At 66.3% G+C, this 15573-nt stretch carries 20 protein-coding genes, 1 tRNA gene and 1 pseudogene; 17 read left to right on the top strand and 5 right to left on the bottom strand.

Features of this window, described 5'->3' with window-relative positions; genetic code table 11:
- Positions 1-11: 11 nt before the first annotated feature.
- Positions 12-683 carry an exopolysaccharide biosynthesis protein gene (locus B0W80_RS31925; protein WP_077003173.1) on the bottom strand — a complete coding sequence of 224 codons (672 nt, stop codon included), beginning with the start codon at positions 681-683 and terminating at the stop codon, positions 12-14.
- A 61-nt stretch (positions 684-744) separates the two neighbouring features.
- On the opposite strand from B0W80_RS31925, the gene B0W80_RS31920 reads away from it, so the two are divergent.
- From B0W80_RS31920 to tatC, 9 genes are all read left to right on the top strand, one after another.
- A complete protein-coding gene (locus tag B0W80_RS31920; protein ID WP_077003172.1) occupies positions 745-1587 on the top strand; it encodes a D-hexose-6-phosphate mutarotase in 843 nt (280 codons plus the stop codon).
- 22 nt (positions 1588-1609) lie between these two features.
- Positions 1610-2389 (top strand): imidazole glycerol phosphate synthase subunit HisF, encoded by a 780-nt coding sequence (gene hisF, locus B0W80_RS31915; protein WP_077003171.1) that lies wholly within the window; start codon positions 1610-1612, stop codon positions 2387-2389.
- Between the two features lie 36 nt (positions 2390-2425).
- Positions 2426-2836: a phosphoribosyl-AMP cyclohydrolase gene (hisI, locus tag B0W80_RS31910; protein WP_077003170.1), complete on the top strand. Its 411-nt coding sequence runs from the start codon at positions 2426-2428 to the stop codon at positions 2834-2836.
- Positions 2833-3222: a phosphoribosyl-ATP diphosphatase gene (locus tag B0W80_RS31905; RefSeq protein WP_077003169.1), complete on the top strand. Its 390-nt coding sequence runs from the start codon at positions 2833-2835 to the stop codon at positions 3220-3222. The genes hisI and B0W80_RS31905 overlap by 4 nt, the downstream gene beginning before the upstream one ends.
- Before the next feature lie 23 nt (positions 3223-3245).
- Positions 3246-3635: a hypothetical protein gene (locus B0W80_RS31900; RefSeq protein WP_077003168.1), complete on the top strand. Its 390-nt coding sequence runs from the start codon at positions 3246-3248 to the stop codon at positions 3633-3635.
- Entirely contained in the window at positions 3625-3984 is a 360-nt protein-coding gene (locus B0W80_RS31895; protein WP_077003167.1) for a histidine triad nucleotide-binding protein, read from the top strand. The genes B0W80_RS31900 and B0W80_RS31895 overlap by 11 nt, the downstream gene beginning before the upstream one ends.
- 65 nt (positions 3985-4049) lie before the next feature.
- Positions 4050-4286, top strand: a complete 237-nt coding sequence (gene tatA, locus B0W80_RS31890; protein ID WP_077003166.1) for a Sec-independent protein translocase subunit TatA — start codon at positions 4050-4052, stop codon at positions 4284-4286.
- Between the two features lie 16 nt (positions 4287-4302).
- The gene (gene tatB, locus B0W80_RS31885; RefSeq protein ID WP_077003165.1) at positions 4303-4764 is read left to right on the top strand and encodes a Sec-independent protein translocase protein TatB; all 462 of its coding nucleotides are present in this window, start codon (positions 4303-4305) and stop codon (positions 4762-4764) included.
- A gap of 68 nt (positions 4765-4832) precedes the next feature.
- Entirely contained in the window at positions 4833-5633 is an 801-nt protein-coding gene (gene tatC, locus B0W80_RS31880) for a twin-arginine translocase subunit TatC (protein WP_077003164.1), read from the top strand.
- A 27-nt stretch (positions 5634-5660) separates the two neighbouring features.
- Here the strand turns inward: tatC and B0W80_RS31875 are convergent, their stop codons facing one another.
- Positions 5661-6821: a S1C family serine protease gene (locus B0W80_RS31875; protein ID WP_077003163.1), complete on the bottom strand. Its 1161-nt coding sequence runs from the start codon at positions 6819-6821 to the stop codon at positions 5661-5663.
- A gap of 155 nt (positions 6822-6976) precedes the next feature.
- Between B0W80_RS31875 and B0W80_RS31870 the strand changes: the two genes are divergently transcribed.
- Together B0W80_RS31870 and pdxA are read left to right on the top strand one after the other, a co-directional pair.
- Positions 6977-7753, top strand: a complete 777-nt coding sequence (locus B0W80_RS31870) for a Nif3-like dinuclear metal center hexameric protein (protein ID WP_077003162.1) — start codon at positions 6977-6979, stop codon at positions 7751-7753.
- Entirely contained in the window at positions 7750-8796 is a 1047-nt protein-coding gene (gene pdxA / locus B0W80_RS31865) for a 4-hydroxythreonine-4-phosphate dehydrogenase PdxA (protein WP_077003161.1), read from the top strand. The genes B0W80_RS31870 and pdxA overlap by 4 nt, the downstream gene beginning before the upstream one ends.
- Here pdxA and mscL read toward each other — a convergent pair.
- Positions 8783-9211: a large conductance mechanosensitive channel protein MscL gene (gene mscL / locus B0W80_RS31860; protein WP_077003160.1), complete on the bottom strand. Its 429-nt coding sequence runs from the start codon at positions 9209-9211 to the stop codon at positions 8783-8785. The two genes, pdxA and mscL, sit on opposite strands and share 14 nt — an antisense overlap.
- A 155-nt stretch (positions 9212-9366) precedes the next feature.
- On the opposite strand from mscL, the gene petA reads away from it, so the two are divergent.
- The 6 genes from petA (at position 9367) to B0W80_RS31830 (ending at position 13616) form a co-directional block, all read left to right on the top strand.
- Positions 9367-9981: a ubiquinol-cytochrome c reductase iron-sulfur subunit gene (gene petA, locus B0W80_RS31855; protein WP_077003159.1), complete on the top strand. Its 615-nt coding sequence runs from the start codon at positions 9367-9369 to the stop codon at positions 9979-9981.
- A gap of 16 nt (positions 9982-9997) precedes the next feature.
- Positions 9998-11398, top strand: coding sequence for a cytochrome bc complex cytochrome b subunit (locus B0W80_RS31850; protein WP_077003158.1), 1401 nt, complete (start codon positions 9998-10000; stop codon positions 11396-11398).
- Positions 11399-11418: 20 nt separating this feature from the next.
- Positions 11419-12174 (top strand): cytochrome c1, encoded by a 756-nt coding sequence (locus B0W80_RS31845; RefSeq protein WP_077003157.1) that lies wholly within the window; start codon positions 11419-11421, stop codon positions 12172-12174.
- A gap of 96 nt (positions 12175-12270) precedes the next feature.
- Positions 12271-12882, top strand: a complete 612-nt coding sequence (locus tag B0W80_RS31840) for a glutathione S-transferase N-terminal domain-containing protein (protein WP_077003156.1) — start codon at positions 12271-12273, stop codon at positions 12880-12882.
- A gap of 29 nt (positions 12883-12911) precedes the next feature.
- Entirely contained in the window at positions 12912-13484 is a 573-nt protein-coding gene (locus B0W80_RS31835) for a ClpXP protease specificity-enhancing factor (protein WP_077003155.1), read from the top strand.
- 56 nt (positions 13485-13540) lie between these two features.
- Positions 13541-13616: transfer RNA gene (locus B0W80_RS31830), tRNA-Thr, on the top strand.
- A gap of 124 nt (positions 13617-13740) precedes the next feature.
- On the opposite strand, the gene B0W80_RS31825 is transcribed toward B0W80_RS31830, so the two are convergent.
- Together B0W80_RS31825 and B0W80_RS35250 are read right to left on the bottom strand one after the other, a co-directional pair.
- Positions 13741-15006 carry a murein L,D-transpeptidase family protein gene (locus B0W80_RS31825; protein ID WP_256856744.1) on the bottom strand — a complete coding sequence of 422 codons (1266 nt, stop codon included), beginning with the start codon at positions 15004-15006 and terminating at the stop codon, positions 13741-13743.
- Positions 15007-15065: 59 nt separating this feature from the next.
- Positions 15066-15573, bottom strand: a pseudogene (locus tag B0W80_RS35250) (DUF4440 domain-containing protein); the annotation flags it as partial.

Genomic DNA, 15573 nt, shown 5'->3' with positions numbered 1-15573 from the left:
GTGCCCACCGCTCAGGCCCCCGACAAGACCCGCCCCACCGCCGCGCTGCCCAACCACCATTGGGCGCCGATGTAGAGCCAGGCCGCGATGCCCATGGCGTATCCGGCCAGCACCGCGCGGCCGTCCTCTTCCATCATGCCGAGCGCGAGCAGCAGGATCGACCAGGCCGGAAAGGCGTTGCTGAGCGGCACGGGCAACGGAAGCATGAAGACGAAGGCGCTGGACATGACCACCAGCCCGTTCAGGCTGCGGAAGCCGGGCTGCGTCACGAGGATGCGCCAGCGCGGCCGGATGAATGTCTCGACCCGCCGGGCGATCGACGCGCCGACCGTGACGAGCCGGGACAGCACGCCGTAGGGCACCCGGTAGTTCAGCAACCGCTCTGGAAGCCACGGCTCCTGCCGAAGCGCGATGCGCAGGCCGAACAGCATCAGCACCGCGCCGAAGGGCGTCGACACACCCGGCAGCGGCACGGGCTGGCAGAACGGGAGCACCAGGAAGATCACGAAGACGTTGAAGCCGCGGCCCTGCAGCACGTCGATGATGTCGCGGATCGCGAGGGCATCGCCGGCTGCCCGGGCGAGGATCGACGCCAGGTCGTCGGACAGGCTGTGGCCGTGCGCATCGTCGGTTGTTTCGGCGGAGCCGCCGGCCAGAGGTTGCGGATGGGTCTGATCTTCCATGGCGCGGTTCGTAACGGCCTGCGCAACGGTGTTCCATGCCTCCAAACCTAGAATCGGCGCCATGCCCATCAAAGTTCTCGATTTCCGTGGCCAGCCCGCCATGGCGCTCGGCCTGCCCGACGGCAGCGCGTGCACGGTGGCGCTGCACGGGGCCCACGTGCTGTCGTGGGTGACGGCCGATAGCGTCGAGCGCCTCTACCTGAGCCCCGATGCGCGCTTCGACGGCCGCAGTGCCATCCGTGGCGGCGTGCCGCTCTGCTGGCCGCAGTTCAACCAGCGTGGTTCGCTTCCCAAGCACGGTTTCGTCCGCAACGTGACCTGGCATGCCGATGCGGGCGCCGCGGGCGAAAAGCCCGGCACCCTGGTGCTCGCGCTGCACGACGACCAGGCCACCCGCGCCATCTGGCCGCACGCCTTTCACGCCAGGCTGGCGGTGACGCTGACGCCTCGCTCGCTGCGCGTGGCCCTGAGCATCGACAACACGGGCCGCGCACCCTGGTCCTTCGCGGCAGCCCTGCACAGCTACCTGCGGGTGGACGACATCGCGCAGGCATCGCTCGAAGGACTCCAGGGCGCCAACCGCTGGGATGCCGTGCGCGACGATCGACACGTCGACCTGGCACCCGCGCTGCGCTTCGGCACCGAGTTCGACAGCGTCTACACCGCACCGGCGCAGCCCCTCCATCTGGTCCAGCCTGCCGGCCGGCTCGAGATCACGCAAAGCGCGAGCTGCACCGAGACCGTGGTCTGGAACCCCGGCCCCGAGCTGAGCAAGCGGCTGGACGACTTGCCCGACGACGGGTGGCGCCACATGCTGTGCGTCGAGGCCGCGCGCATCGACGAGCCCGTGATGCTCGCGCCCGGCGGCGGCTGGCAGGGCTGGCAGCAGCTCACCGTCCTTTGAAACCCATTCCCGAACGATTTCCATGCTCGCCAAGCGCATCATTCCCTGCCTCGACGTCACCGGCGGCCGTGTCGTCAAGGGCGTCAATTTCGTCGAACTGCGCGATGCCGGCGACCCGGTCGAGATCGCGGCGCGCTACAACGCGCAGGGCGCCGACGAGCTCACCTTCCTCGACATCACGGCCACCAGCGACGGCCGCGACCTGATCCTGCCGATCATCGAGGCCGTGGCTTCGCAGGTCTTCATTCCGCTGACCGTCGGCGGCGGCGTGCGCACGGTCGAGGACGTGCGGCGCTTGCTCAATGCGGGCGCGGACAAGACCAGCTTCAACTCCGCCGCCATCGCAAATCCGCAGGTGATCGAGGACGCCTCGCGTAAGTACGGCGCGCAGTGCATCGTGGTCGCGATCGACGCCAAGCGCCGCACTGCCGACGAGGCTGCCGCGCGCGGCCCGGGCTGGGACGTGTACAGCCACGGTGGCCGCAAGAACACCGGGCTCGACGCCGTGCAGTGGGCGGCCGAGATGGCGCGCCGAGGCGCTGGCGAGATCCTGCTGACCAGCATGGACCGTGACGGCACCAAGAGCGGCTTCGACCTGGCGCTGACGCGTGCCGTGAGCGATGCAGTGAGTGTTCCTGTCATCGCCTCCGGCGGCGTGGGCGGCCTCGACGACCTGGCCGACGGCGTGCAGTCCGGCGGCGCCGATGCGGTGCTGGCGGCCAGCATCTTCCACTACGGCCAGCACACCGTGGGCGAGGCCAAGGCCCGCATGGCCGAGCGCGGCATTCCCGTGAGGCTTTAGACGGGTCGGGTATTGCGCAGGCCCGACAATAGCAGCATGAATTGGCTCGATGAAGTGAAATGGGATGCGAACGGCCTGGTGCCGGTCATCGCGCAGGAACAGGGCAGCAACGACGTGCTCATGTTCGCGTGGATGAACCGCGAGGCCTTGGCCAAGACCGCCGAACTGGGCCGTGCCGTGTACTTCAGCCGCTCGCGGAACAAGCTGTGGTTCAAGGGCGAGGAATCGGGCCACGTACAGACCGTGCACCAGATCCGCATGGACTGCGACAACGACGTGCTGCTGCTCCAGGTCACGCAGACCGGCCACGAACCCGGCATCGCCTGCCACACGGGCCGACACAGCTGCTTTTTCAGCAAGTACGAGGACGGCCGATGGACCGTGACCGAGCCGGTCCTCAAAGACCCCGAGGCCATCTACACCGCCTCGACCTCCGCGCCCCGATGAGCACCGACACCTCTCCGCACCCCATGGAAGACGCACTGGCCCGCCTGGCGGCCGTGATCGAAAGCCGCTTGCCCGCGCAGGGCGGCGACCCCGACAAGAGCTACGTCGCCCGCCTGCTGCACCGCGGCCCCGACGCCTTTCTCAAGAAGATCGGCGAGGAGGCCACCGAAGTCGTCATGGCCGCCAAGGACGCCGACCACGGCGGCGAGCGCGCGAAGATCGTGAACGAAGTGGCCGACCTGTGGTTCCACAGCATGGTGGCGCTCGCGCACTACGGCTTGTCGCCGCGCGACGTCATCGCCGAACTGGAGCGCCGCGAAGGCACCAGCGGCATCGAGGAAAAGGCCCTGCGCAAGGCGCAGGCTCGAGAAGCCTCCAGCGATTGACGTAAGGGAAAGGAACGCCCGCCATGAGCAACGACATCGTGACCGTCGAACCCGACAGCTCCCTGAAGACCTGGGGCTGGATCAGCTACATCCTCCACCTCGTGGTGGCGGTGGGCGCCGTGCTGCCCGGGGCCCAGGCCTCCGTCGCATTGCTGCTGATCGCGCTGGTCATCGACCTGGTGAAGCGCGACGATGCCGCCGGCACCTGGCAGGCCTCGCACTTCAGCTGGCGCATCCGTTCGGTGCTGTGGGCCGGCGTGGCCTACGTGCTCACGTCCTGGCTCTGGCTGCTGTTCCTGCTGCCCGGCTGGCTGGCCTGGGCGCTGATTTCACTCTGGTTCCTCTATCGCATCGTCAAGGGGATGCTGCGGATGAGTGCCGGCCGGTCCATGGAGCCTTCGAATGTCGTCTGATCCCAACTGCATCTTCTGCAAAATCGTCGCGGGGCAGATCCCGTCGCGCAAGGTCTACGAGGACGAAGACCTGTTCGGCTTTCACGACATCGCGCCCTGGGCACCGGTGCACTTCATGCTGGTGCCCAAGCGTCACATCCCGTCGATGGCGCAGGTCACGCCGGACGATTCGGCCCTGTTGGGCAAGATCATGACCCTGGCGCCCAAGCTGGCGGTGGAGCAGGGCTGCCGCCCTTATCCGGACGGTGGATTCCGCATCGTCGTCAACACCGGCGCCGAGGGCGGTCAGGAAGTTCACCATCTCCATGTTCACGTCATGGGCGGCCCAAGGCCCTGGGCCAAGGGTTGATATTCGCCGCACCGGGTCACCGATGCGGCCCCGACTAAAATCCAACGATTCTTCAGGAGTAATCCATGGGTTCACTTTCCATCTGGCACTGGCTGATCGTGCTGCTCGTCGTCGTGATGATCTTCGGCACCAAGAAACTGCGCAACATGGGTTCCGACCTGGGCGGCGCCGTCAAGGGCTTCAAGGACGGCATGAAGGACGGCTCGACCACCGAGACGCCCGCCACGCCGAATCCGCAGGTGAGCAACGCCAACGCTGCCGACAAGTCGACCATCGACGTCGAAGCGCGTCAGAAGTCCTGATCGCCCGGCCGCTTCCGTGATCGATCTCGGCATCTCGAAACTGGCATTGATCGGCGCTGTCGCGCTGATCGTCATCGGTCCCGAGAAGCTGCCGCGGGTGGCGCGCACCGTCGGCACGCTGCTGGGCAAGGCCCAGCGTTACGTCAACGACGTCAAGGCCGAGGTCAACCGCTCGATGGACCTCGACGAGCTTCGAAAGATGAAGGACACGGTGCAGGACGCCGCCCGCGACGTCGAGCAGAGCATCCATACCGGGGCCACCGATTTCGAGAAGCAGTTCTCCGAGATCGGCCAGACCGGCAACTCGGAACTCTCGGAGCCCACACCGAGCTACCCCGAGTACAAGCATCCCAAAAAGAAATGGCGCCTCAAGCAGGGCGCCACGCCCCAGTGGTACAAGGCGCGCAACGGCGTGCGGACCCGGGCTCTGTCTGGCGCCGCGCGCGTGGCGCGCTACCGCCCCCACAAGATCAACTGAGATCCGACTGCCTGGTTCGATTCGGCCGCGCGCAGCGCGACTCCACCTCCTGACCGCAGCGCCCCCACATGGCCGATTCCCCCGACAAGAACAAAGAAGACGAGCTGGCCGGCACCGAGCAGCCCTTCGTCGCGCATCTCATGGAGCTGCGCGACCGGCTGCTGTACTGCGTCTACGGGCTGGTGGTCGCAGGCATACTGCTCGCCATCTGGCCTGGGCCCGCGGGCTTGATCGACGTGGTCGCCATTCCCATCCGCGCGCACATGCCGCCTGATGCGAAGCTGATCGCTGTGGGCGTGTTCTCGCCTTTCTTCGTGCCGCTCAAGGTGCTGCTGATGGCAGCGGTGCTGCTGGCGCTGCCCTGGCTCATGTACCAGGCCTGGATGTTCGTCGCGCCGGGCCTCTACAGCCACGAGAAGAAATTCGCGCTGCCGCTGATCTTCTTCGGCAGCTTCCTCGCGTATGCGGGCATCGCCTTCGTCCAGTTCTTCGTGCTGGACAAGATGTTCAACTTCATCCAGCACTTCACGCCGGCCAGCGTGGCCGCCACGCCCGACATCGCGTCGTATGTCGAGTCGATCCTGTCGCTCTACCTGGCCTTCGGCGTGGCCTTTCAGGTGCCGATCGTAGTGATGCTGCTCGTGCGCTTCGACATGGTGACGATCGAGAAGCTCAAGGCCTTCCGCGGTTATTTCATCGTGCTGGCCTTCGTCGTCGCCGCCGTGCTGACGCCGCCGGACGTGGTGTCGCAGCTGGCACTGGCGGTTCCGATGTGCGTGCTCTACGAGGTGGGCATCGTGGCCGCACGCTACTTCTCGAAGCACACGCGGGCCCCGGAGGAAAGCGCCGATTCCTCGGCGCAGTCCTGATTCCTGCGGCCCGATGGCGCGCGACCCTTACTCGGGCTGACCGGGCGCGCGGCGCACCGGGCTGCGCGGCCGAAGGCCGGGGGTGACATCCAGTTCCATCTTGTCGCTGCCGCGCTGAAGTGCGAACCGGGCGCTCGTTCCGGGCTTGAGGCCCGCCACCGAGGTCAGCAGCTCCTGCGTGTTGCCGATCGACTTTTCACCCACGCCGGTGATCACGTCGCCGGGTCGCACACCGGCGCGCGCGGCCGGGCCGTTCTGCAGCACACCGGTGATGATCACGCCCTTGCTGGCCTTCACGCCGAAGGTTTCCGCCAGTTCGGGCGACAGGTCGTTCGGCTCCACGCCGATCCATCCACGCGTGACCTTGCCTTCCTTGACGATGTCTTCGAGCACCTGCTTGGCGGTCGACACCGGAATGGCGAAGCCGATGCCCATGCTGCCGCCGGAGCGCGAATAGATGGCGGTGTTGATGCCTTCGAGGTTGCCGTTGACGTCGATCAGCGCGCCGCCGGAGTTGCCGGGGTTGATGGCCGCGTCGGTCTGGATGAAGTTCTCGAAGGTGTTGATGCCCAGCTGGTTGCGGCCCAGCGCGGAGACGATCCCGCTGGTCACGGTCTGGCCCACGCCGAACGGGTTGCCGATGGCCAGCACCTGGTCGCCGACCTGCAGGTTGTCGGAGTTGCCGAGCACCACAACCGGCAGCTTGTCGAGCTCGATCTTCAGCACCGCGAGGTCGGTGTCCGGGTCGGTGCCGATCACCTTGCCGCGTGCATGGCGGCTGTCGTTGAGCGTGACGTCGATCTCGTCGGCGCCTTCCACCACATGGTTGTTGGTGAGGATGTAGCCGTCGGTGCTCACGATCACGCCGCTGCCCAGGCCGATCTGCGGCTGGTCGCCCTGGTCGCCGAAGAAGAAGCGGAACCACGGGTCTTCGCTGCGCGGGCTGCGGCGCGCCGCCTTGCTGGTATTGATGCTGACCACCGCTGGCGACGCTTTCTTCGCCGCGGCGCTCAGGCTGCCGGGCGCCACCGCCCCGGGATTGGCGGCCGGCGCCTCGATCACCGACACCAGGCCGCCCAGCGACGTGGTGCGGCGGCCGATCCATTCAGGCTTGAGCGTGGCGACGACGAAATAGGCCGCCAGCATGACGGTGACGGCTTGGGCGAACAGCAGCCAGGTGCGTTTCATGGAGAAATAGGAAGAAGACGGGGGAGTTGCTGCCGAGCCGGCGAAAAGCCGGCGACGGAATGACGCATTGTCCCTCAACGGCCATGCCGGGCCGGGTGAGCACGGCTGCGAAATGGCTATTCCGCGGGGCCGGCGTCCGGCGCCACAATGTCGCGATGAGCACCACTCGCCACGAACTGCTGCACGCTTTCGACCTGCTGCTTGCCCCGGAGCGCTTCAAGGACTACGGACCCAACGGCCTGCAGGTCGAGGGCCGCACCACGGTGCGCAAGATCGTGTCGGGCGTGACGGCCAGCCGTGCGCTGATCGAGGCCGCCATCCACGCCGAGGCCGACGCTATCTTCGTCCACCACGGCCTGTTCTGGCGCGGCCAGGACGGGCGCGTCACCGGCTGGATGAAGCAGCGGCTGGGCCTTCTGCTGGGCGACGACGTGAGCCTCTTCGCCTACCACCTGCCGCTCGACGCCCATCCCGAACTCGGCAACAACGCGCAACTGGGGCTGAAGCTCGGACTCGTGGCGCATGCCGGTTCGGGCGGGCGCTTCGGCGAACACGAAATCGGCTTCATCGGCGCACGCAGCAACGGCGAGACCTTCTCCAATGCGAAGGCATTGGCCGCGCATGCGGAAAAGGAACTGGGCAGGCCGGTCACCCTGGTTGACGTGCCGACGGCGCGCCCGATCCGCAACGTCGCGTGGTGCACGGGTGGCGCCCAGGGTTACTTCGAGGCGGCCATCGCGGCCGGCGCCGACGCGTTCATCACCGGCGAGATCTCCGAACCGCAGGCGCACTATGCGCGCGAGATGGGCGTCGCCTTCCTGGCCTGCGGGCATCATGCGACCGAGCGCTATGGCGCGCCGGCCGTGGCGGCCCATGTGGCGGCGCAACTGGGCTGCGCGCACCAGTTCATCGACATCGACAACCCCGCGTGAACCGCCGAGTCTTCGCCATCACCCTGGGCGATCCTGCGGGCATCGGGCCCGAGATCATCGTCAAGGCCTTTCGCGATGCGCCCGTCCTCGCGCAGGGCTGTTTCGTTGCAGGCGACGTGGGCCTCGTGCGCCGTGCCGCGGCGATGCTCGAGGCACCCGGGCAGCCCGCGCTGCCCGTCGCCCTGATCGAGTCGCCCGATGATGTCGCCGCCGTGCCGCCGCGCTGCATCCCCGTGCTCCAGGCGACTTCGCCGCCGAGCGGGGCGATTCCTGTCGGCGCGGTCGGCGCCGAAGCGGGCCGCATCGCCGGCGAATCCGTGGTCTGGGCGGCGCGCACGGCCCTGCGCGGGGAAATTGCGGCCGTGGTGACGGCTCCGCTGCACAAGGAGGCCTTGGCGGCAGCCGGCTATGCCTTTCCCGGCCACACGGAGCTGTTGCAGGCCGAAGCTGCTGCGCATCTGGGTGTGCCGGTGGAGGCGCTGCCCGTGCGGATGATGCTGGCCAACGACGAACTGCGAACCGTGCTGGTGAGCATCCATATGTCGTTGCGCCACGCGATCGAGGCAGTGAGCTTCGACAACGTCCTGCAGACGCTGCGCATCACGCACGCTTCGCTGTCCGCGGTGCTGGGACGCCCGCCGAGGATCGGGGTGGCGGGCTTGAATCCGCATGCGGGGGAGGGAGGCCTGTTCGGCAGCGAGGAGCGCGACGTCATCGCACCGGCCATCGCTGCAGCGCGCGCCGAGGGCATCGATGCAGACGGACCCCATGCGCCCGACACCGTCTTCATGCGCGCGCGCGCCAGTGCGCAGCGTGCCGGCGAGTTCGACGTGGTGGTGGCGATGTACCACGACCAGGGCCTGATCCCGGTGAAGTACCTCGGTGTCGAGAAGGGCGTGAACGTGACGCTGGGCCTGCCGCTCGTGCGCACCAGCCCGGACCACGGCACCGCCTTCGACATCGCGGGCACCGGGCGGGCCGATGCCTCGAGCCTGCTCGAGGCGATCCGCGTCGCGCGGGCGCTGGCGCTTAGGGGCGCTTGAGGCTGTCGCGGATCTCGCGCAGGAGCACGATGTCTTCGGGCGGCACGACGGTCGCCGGCGCTTCTTCCTGCTTGCGGCGCAACCTGTTGATCTGCTTCACCATCAGGAAGATGACGAAGGCCAGGATCACGAAGTTGACGACGATGGTGATGAAGTTGCCGTAGGCCAGCACCGGAACGCCGGCCTTCTTGAGATCCGCCAGGTTGTTGGCCACGTTGGCTGGTATCGAGCCCAGCACCACGTAAAGGTTCGAGAAGTCGAGCCTGCCGAACACCAGGCCGACGATCGGCATGATGATGTCGGCCACCAGCGAGTCGACGATCTTGCCGAACGCCGCGCCGATGATCACGCCGACCGCCAGGTCGACGACGTTGCCCTTGACGGCGAACTCGCGAAATTCGCTGAGGAAACTCATGTTGACCACCTCGCGTGCTTGTTGTTGGAGCGGGCCAGTATAGAGGGGCGCACGGCGCGCGGGCGCGCCCCGCGCTCGCGTTGAAGTCGCTTGTTTCGCTCCGCTACAATCTTTGGTTGACCCAAGCCACCAGCGAAGAAGATTGAGGACCCCCCATGAGTGACATCCCGGTCGGCCGCCAGCGCGTCGACAGCAGCAAGCGGACATGGTTGATCGCATCAGGCTGCGCCGGCGCAGTGGGCGGAGTGGCCACCGCCATCCCGTTCGTCAGCACTTTCCAACCCTCGGAGAAAGCCAAGGCGGCCGGTGCACCGGTCGAAGTGGACATCGGTGGCCTTCAGCCCGGCGAGAAGATGACCGTCGAGTGGCGCGGCAAGCCGGTGTGGATCCTCAAGCGCACGCCGGCCCAGGTCACCGAGCTGCCCAAGCTCGACGGCCTGTTGGCCGACCCGCAATCCAAGCGCAATCCCGACGAGTTCACGCCCGAGTACGCTCGCAACGAGAACCGCTCGATCAAGCCCGACGTCCTGGTGGTCGTGGGCATCTGCACCCACCTGGGTTGCTCTCCGATCGACAAGCTCCAGGCCGGTCCCCAGGCCTCGGTGCCCGACGACTGGCAAGGCGGCTTCCTCTGCCCCTGCCACGGCTCGACCTTCGACCTGGCCGGCCGCGTCTACAAGAACAAGCCCGCGCCCGACAACCTGCCGGTGCCACCGCACATGTACCTCTCCGACACGCGCCTTCTGATCGGCGAAGACAAGAAGGCCTGAGGAGGAGTACAAGAACATGGCTGAATTCAAGGAAATCTCCCCCAACGCACCCGCCAGCGACAAGCTGCTGAACTGGGTCGACAACCGCTTCCCGCTGACCAAGCTGTGGAACGACCAGTGGGGCAAGTACTACGCGCCGAAGAACTTCAACTTCTGGTACATCTTCGGCTCGCTCGCGATGCTGGTCCTCGTGATCCAGATCGTGACCGGCATCTTCCTCGTGATGCACTACAAGCCCGACGCGGCGCTGGCCTTCGCGTCGGTCGAGTACATCATGCGCGACGTGCCCTGGGGCTGGCTGATTCGCTACATGCACTCCACGGGGGCCTCGGCCTTCTTCGTCGTGGTGTACCTGCACATGTTCCGCGGCCTGATCTACGGCAGCTATCGCAAGCCGCGCGAGCTGATCTGGATCTTCGGCTGCGCGATCTTCCTGTGCCTGATGGCCGAAGCCTTCATGGGTTACCTGCTGCCCTGGGGCCAGATGAGCTATTGGGGCGCGCAGGTCATCGTGAACCTGTTCTCCGCGATTCCCTTCGTCGGCCCTGACCTGGCGCTGTTGATCCGCGGCGATTACGTGGTGAGCGACGCGACGTTGAACCGCTTCTTCAGCTTCCACGTCATCGCGGTTCCGCTGGTGCTGCTGGGCCTGGTGGTGGCGCACCTGATCGCGTTGCACGAAGTGGGCTCCAACAACCCCGACGGCATCGAGATCAAGGCCAATCGCGGCCCCGACGGCCATCCGCTCGACGGCATCCCTTCGCACCCGTACTACACGGTGCACGACATCTTCGGCGTGGTGGTGTTCCTCACCATCTTCTCCGCCGTGATCTTCTTCGCGCCCGAGGCCGGCGGTTACTTCCTGGAGTACAACAACTTCATCCCGGCCGACCCGCTGAAGACGCCCAACCACATCGCACCGGTGTGGTACTTCACGCCCTTCTATTCGATGCTGCGCGCCATCACCAGCGAAATGATGTACGCGCTGATCGCCTGCGTCGTGGCAGCTTCCGCCTTCGGCGTCTGGAAGGCGCGCCTCGCCGCCATCTTCAAGGCCGCCATCGTGGTCGTTGCCGTGATCGTCGCCGCCATGATGCTGTCGATCGACGCCAAGTTCTGGGGCGTGGTGGTGATGGGTGGTGCGGTCATCATCCTGTTCTTCCTGCCCTGGCTCGACCACAGCCCGGTGCGTTCGATCCGCTACCGTCCGGGCTGGCACTGGTACATGTACGGCGTGTTCGTCGTCAACTTCGTGGTCCTGGCCTACCTCGGAGTGCAGCCGCCTTCGCCGCTCGGCGAGCGCGTGTCGCAGGTCGGTACGCTTTTCTATTTCGGCTTCTTCCTGCTGATGCCGTGGTGGAGCCGTCTCGGTGAATTCAAGCCGGTCCCCGAGCGCGTGACCTTCCACGCGCATTGAGAGAACCGGAGCCCACGACAATGAAGAAACTGATCCTCACGTTGATCGCAGCGCTCGGCATCGCCGCCGGCGCGCAGGCCGCCGAGGGCGGCATCGCCTGGGACAAGGCCCCGAACAAGACCACCGACCTCGCCTCGCTGCAGAACGGTGCCAAGCTCTTCGTCAACTACTGCCTCAACTGCCACTCGGCGGCGTTCATGCGCTACAACCGGCTGCAGGACATCGGCATCTCCGAGCAGCAGATCAAGGACAACCTGCTGTTCACGACCGAGAAGGTCGGCGAGACGATGAAGGCCAACATCGACCCGGCTCAGGCCAAGGCCTGGTTCGGCGGCGTTCCGCCCGACCTGACGCTGGTGGCGCGCTCGCGCGCCGGCCATGGCGGCACGGGCGCGGACTACCTGTACACCTACTTGCGCACCTTCTACCGCGACGACACCAAAGCCACCGGCTGGAACAACCTCGCATTCCCGAGCGTCGGCATGCCTCATGCGATGTGGGAACTGCAGGGCGAGCGCCGCCCCGTCTTCGAGAAGGTCGAGTCCCACGGGCATGCGATGGAAGTATTCAAGGGCTGGGAGCAGATCACGCCTGGCACCATGACACCGCTGCAGTTCGACACGGCGATGGGTGACCTCGTGGGGTACATGCAGTGGATGGCCGAGCCGGCGCAGAACACGCGCATCCGGGTCGGCGTGTGGGTTCTGCTGTTCCTGGTGATGGCGCTGGTCTTCGTATGGCGCCTGAATGCGTCGTACTGGAAGGACGTGAAGTAGATACCGAAGCGCGACCCGGTTGTGCCGGGTCCGCGTCCTTGCGGAGTGGGTTGCTGACGGCATCCCACTCTTTTTGATTTTTAGGAGCCTTACGCCATGATGGTCTTGTATTCCGGAACGACCTGCCCCTTCTCCCATCGTTGCCGCTTCGTCCTGTTCGAAAAGGGCATGGACTTCGAAATTCGCGACGTCGATCTCTACAACAAGCCCGAAGACATCAGCGTGATGAATCCGTATGGCCAGGTGCCGATCCTGGTCGAGCGGGACCTGATCCTGTACGAGTCGAACATCATCAACGAGTACATCGACGAGCGCTTCCCGCATCCGCAACTGATGCCAGGCGACCCGGTCGACCGTGCCCGCGTGCGGCTGTTCCTGCTCAACTTCGAGAAGGAACTCTTCGTGCATGTGTCCACGCTGGAGAACCGCAGTTCCAAGGGCAACGACAAAGCGCTCGAAAAGGCGCGGTCCCACATCCGCGACCGCCTCACGCAGCTCGCACCCGTGTTCCTCAAGAACAAGTACATGCTCGGCGACAATTTCTCGATGCTCGACGTCGCCATCGCGCCGCTGCTTTGGCGCCTGGATTACTATGGCATCGACCTCAGCAAGAATGCGGCGCCGCTGCTGAAGTACGCCGAGCGCATCTTCTCTCGCCCTGCGTACATCGAAGCGCTGACGCCGTCCGAGAAGGTCATGCGCAAGTAATCGCGGAACGCTGTCGACCTCCTTTTTTCATGATCAACGCGCTGGAGTCCTCGTCCACCCGCCCGTATCTGATTCGGGCGCTGTACGAGTGGTGCACGGACAACGGCTTCACCCCCTATGTGGCGGTGCAGGTCGACGACTCCGTGCAGGTGCCGCGCGAGTACGTGAAGAACGGCGAGATCGTGCTCAACATCAGCTTCGATGCGACCAGCTCGCTCAAGCTCGGCAACGACTTCATCGAGTTCAAAGCCCGCTTCGCTGGCACGGCCCGCGAGATCAGCGTGCCGGTCGGCCGCGTGATCGCGATCTATGCACGGGAGAATGGCCAGGGCATGGCCTTCCCCGCACCCGTGCCGGCACCGGCGCCAGCGGCACCTGTGCAGGGCGAAGGTGGCGGGAGTGCCTCGGCGTCGGCGCGCTTGGCTTTGCATGATGCCTCGCGTCGTGCCGATGCCGATGCGGGCAAGGTCGTCCATCTTGTGAGCGGCGACAACGGCGCGGAGGATTCGACCGGAGCGACCGGGCCATCGGATCCGGACGACGCGCCGCGCCCGCCGGGTGGTGGAGGCGGTGCGCGGCCTTCGCTCAAGCGCATCAAATAGTCGCGGACGCCCAGTGGGTCCATGGGCCGCCATTAAAATCAGCCCCGTTTTCTTACGCCGCTTTAGCTCAGTTGGTAGAGCACCCGCCTTGTAAGCGGTAGGTCGTCAGTTCGATTCCGACAAGCGGCACCAACTCTTTCGCATCGTCCTCGCTTCATCGCGCGGCAACCTTTGCCGGCGATGGTGCTGGCGCCGGCAGCGACCAACGGCCGGCAATTCATGTGCAGCCCCTCGCGCGAACGAGACCAAGCCGTGCTCAGCCGGTGAATTCCTCGTGGAATACCTTCCATCGAGGTCCGGAGCGCATCCAGTACTGGCGACGCGTACGGCCGAACTTTTCGCCGGCAATGATTTCACCAAAGGTGACCACCATCATCCCGCCGGCGTCTCGCCAATACAGATAGCTACGGTCCTTGAGTTCGACGCGCCGTCCGCGCAGCTGATCGATCTCGTCGCTGATGTTCGGCATGCGTTCCGCGAGGCGGCCGCTGCGCCGGTGATCGGGCAGATACAGATCCTGCAGCCGAGCCAGATCGCCCTCGGTGCGCGCCTCGCTCCACGCAGAGAGCGTGCTGTCGAAGGCGCGGGCTCGCGCTTGTGCCTCGGCGGGCGCGATCCAGTCGAGGCGCCTGGCGATCACCACGGGTGTGGCGCCAGGCTCGGCAATGCGCAGCAAGGCTTGCAGGTCAGGGTTGGACATGACGACGCAGCCATCGGTGGCCTGCGGTGCGCGCGCAAAGTGCGATGGGGGCGTGCCATGCAGCCAGATGCCGCTTCCGCCGCGCCCGCGGCGCAGATCGTAGGCGTTCGGGTAATTGAGGGGCAGCGCACCGGCGCCGTAGAAGTCGCGCAGTGAGCGCGGATCGAGATTGCTGGTGACGTAGTAGATGCCTTGCGGCGTGCGGGCATCGCCTTCGACCAATTTGTCGAGCCCGGCCTTCCCGATCGATACGTAGTAGTCCGCAACCCATTGAAGGCCCGTGGGCGTATTGCGGAGCAGGTAGAGGCGTGAGCGCGAAGCATCCACGGCGATGGCGTGCCGATGCTGCCTGGACAGTGCCAGGAACTCCGACGGAATGGTGCCTGGGGGTGGGCGTTCGCGCAGTGCCGACAAGCGGCGCTGCGCTTCCTCGCGAAGCTCGGCGAGTGTCGTCCGATCGCCGCTTTTCGGCAGCAGCGAGCCGTTTCCGCGTCCGGCCACGGATGGAATGCGCGCCGCGAGCAGGTCGCCGTGGATCAACTGTGCCAGTTGAAAGTGCGGGTACGCAGCGGCCAGTGCCTCGGCTTTCGACAAGGCCTGACGCGAGTGGCCTGCATTGAACAATCGGTAAACCTCGATCAAGCGGGCTTCGGCGTCGTTCGCCGGCGGAAGCGTTGGCGCCGTCGCTGGCGGCGGTGCCGTGCGTTTGGCCGGCTGTGCCGGCGTGCCGCTGCGAACCGAAGCCCGCGGAGGGCGAGGCCGCTCTCGCGGCGCGGCGTCGACCGGGTGCCAGGCGAGCATCGCGAGCGACGCCGCGATCACGGGGAGCAGTCCCCAGCCTCCTCCACGAACCCGGTGAACCATGGGGCGGCCGTTCGGCATCAGCCCCCGACGGTCTCTTTGCTGATCTGCCATCGCCCGTTGATGCGCAAGAACTCGAGCGTCTTGCGGCTGTTCACGTTGAGGTGGTCGGCGCGGTAGCTTTGGCGAAAACGGGCTGTCGCCCGGTCCTTGTCGATGTCGACCACCAAGTTGTCGACACCGACGCTGATGTTGCGCTTGCCGACGATACGTGCGCGACGCTCGTCCTCCCATGCCTTGCGGCTCTGCCCGCCGGGCGGCGCGAATCCGCTGCTGTACGCCGCCATGTAGCGTGGCATGTCCTGCGCCGTCCATGCCGCGGCCCACGCGCGAACGGCGGCTTCGACCTCGGGCCGCCCGCCGGAGGCCGCCGCGGCCGGTGCACTCGGTGCGCTTGGTACGGGCACAGGCGACTTCGCGACTGTCGGCGGCGCGACGGGAGCAGCAGGCGCAGCAGGTGCCACAGGAGCAGCAACCGGCGGCACGGGGGCGGCAGTGCGGGCAACGGGAGCAGGCGCCGCCGACAGT

The sequence above is a fragment of the Variovorax sp. KK3 genome, from assembly GCF_001984055.1.
Lineage (GTDB): Bacteria > Pseudomonadota > Gammaproteobacteria > Burkholderiales > Burkholderiaceae_C > Variovorax.
This window is presented reverse-complemented; position numbering and strand designations above follow the sequence as displayed.